Below are 1,691 nucleotides of genomic sequence, written 5' to 3' on the forward strand. Positions count from 1 at the left end.
TCTCCCGAGTGGTTCGCCCTGAAACTGGCCAATGCGCTGAGGGATTGATGGGTCGGGAAAGGGGGATATCATCTGTGCTCAGGGCGTGGCTCTTCTTGGAAACCACGAGGTGGTACGACGGCCTTCCCTGCGTGCAGGTTTTCTTTTCGGAAGAACCTCCGATAGTGGAGGGGTGCCGACTCGCGGGGAGGATCGAACTGACGGGCAGCGGCGTGCAGGCGTCGCTGTGGCCGCCGAGGCTCACGCCGCTCCAGCGCAGGGTGTGGGACGCCGTGGTGGGGTGGGCAATCGAGGAGCTACAAAAGAAGGTGGGCGGGTATGAATCGGTGGTGACAACTGCCCCGTGCTACGGGGAAATGCAGGTCTGACTTTTTTCTCCGACATGCTTATCCAGCGGGGAGGGAGCCCGGGCGGCTGGCCGGGTTCTCTTTTTTTGGGAGCGTTCTCTTTCGGGGGGAGTATTTCTATGCGCTTACTGGGTATAGCGGAGGCCGTCAACCACCCCTGACTGAAGTCAGAGGCTTGCTTCTGGCGTGAGTTGGGGGCCCGGTTTGGCGGGGCCGGGGGCAACTGGCTGACCAGGCGGCCCGGCGGGCGGCGCGGGAGGAGGTGCCGCCGGGCAGGGGTCCGCGGGGCTACCAAGGACTTCCGGGTGTTTCGCCAGCCCGGACTATCTCCGGCAGAACCGCTCAATGCCGCGGCCGGCAAAGACCGGCCTAAGCCCTGCGGACGGCGCCGAGGCGACAATCACTCCGAAAGGAGGCCGTGTATCGGCAAATGTCCACCAGCATCACCAGAGTGCCCGTTGTGGGCGTGGACGGCAGACCGCTCATGCCCACCACGCCGCGAAAGGCCAGGCTGCTCATCAGGGACGGCCTGGCGGTGCCCCGGCGCAACAAGCTGGGGCTTTTCTACGTCCAGATGCTGCGGCCCGTGGGGGTAAGGACTCAGCCCGTGGCCCTGGCCGTGGACCCGGGGGCGAAGTACGACGGCGTGGCCGTGGCCTCCCACCGAAGAGTGGAGCTGAAGGCCATGGTGTTTCTACCCGACGACGTGCCGCGTAAGATGGAAACCCGGCGGAGCCTGCGCCGGGCCAGGAGGTACCGCAAGACGCCCCGGCGCTCGGCCAGATTTGACAACCGCAGGAGGAAGGGCTACTGGCTGGCCCCCACCCAGCGGTCCAAGGTGGAGGCGCGCCTGAAGGTGGTGCGGGAACTGTGCCGGATCTACCCCGTGCGGCTCATCGTCACCGAGGACGTGCGGTTCAATCACGCCAGGGACCGGAACGGCAGATACTTCTCCACGGTGGAAATCGGCAAGACGCTCACCTACCGTGAGTACCGCAAGCTGGCGGAGCTGAGGCTGGTCGAGGTCTCCGAGACGGACGCCTGGCGTGAGAGGTTCGGCCTGGAGAAGCGCACGGAGAGGAAATGCGAGCAGGTGCCCGAAACGCACGCCAACGACGCGGCGGCCATGCTGATGGGCATCACCGGGTGTGCGCACAACCCCGCGGCGCCCTTCTTCGTGTGGCGCAGGCTGAGGTACGCCCGCCGGAGCCTCTTCCGGCAGAACCCGCAGAGGGGCGGCGTGCGCCCCCGCTTCGGGGGCACCGCCAACGGCGGCTTCTTCCGCAAGGGCGACTGGGTGGAGGCGGAGAAGGCCGGGAAGGTGTACCGCGGCTGGGTATGCGG

The 1,691-nt window shown here is 66.6% G+C and carries 2 protein-coding genes; both read left to right on the forward strand.

Annotation, left to right across the window (positions count from 1 at the left end):
• Positions 1-74: 74 nt before the first annotated feature.
• On the forward strand, positions 75-368 hold the full coding sequence (locus G454_RS0115065) for a hypothetical protein (protein WP_027719229.1): 294 nt from the start codon (positions 75-77) through the stop codon (positions 366-368).
• A gap of 409 nt (positions 369-777) precedes the next feature.
• Positions 778-1,691 (forward strand): RRXRR domain-containing protein (locus G454_RS0115070; protein ID WP_035108119.1); only part of this gene is annotated, 914 nt, incomplete at its 3' end.

Origin of the sequence: Desulfovirgula thermocuniculi DSM 16036, from assembly GCF_000429345.1 — a bacterium.
Lineage (GTDB): Bacteria > Bacillota > Desulfotomaculia > Desulfotomaculales > Desulfovirgulaceae > Desulfovirgula > Desulfovirgula thermocuniculi.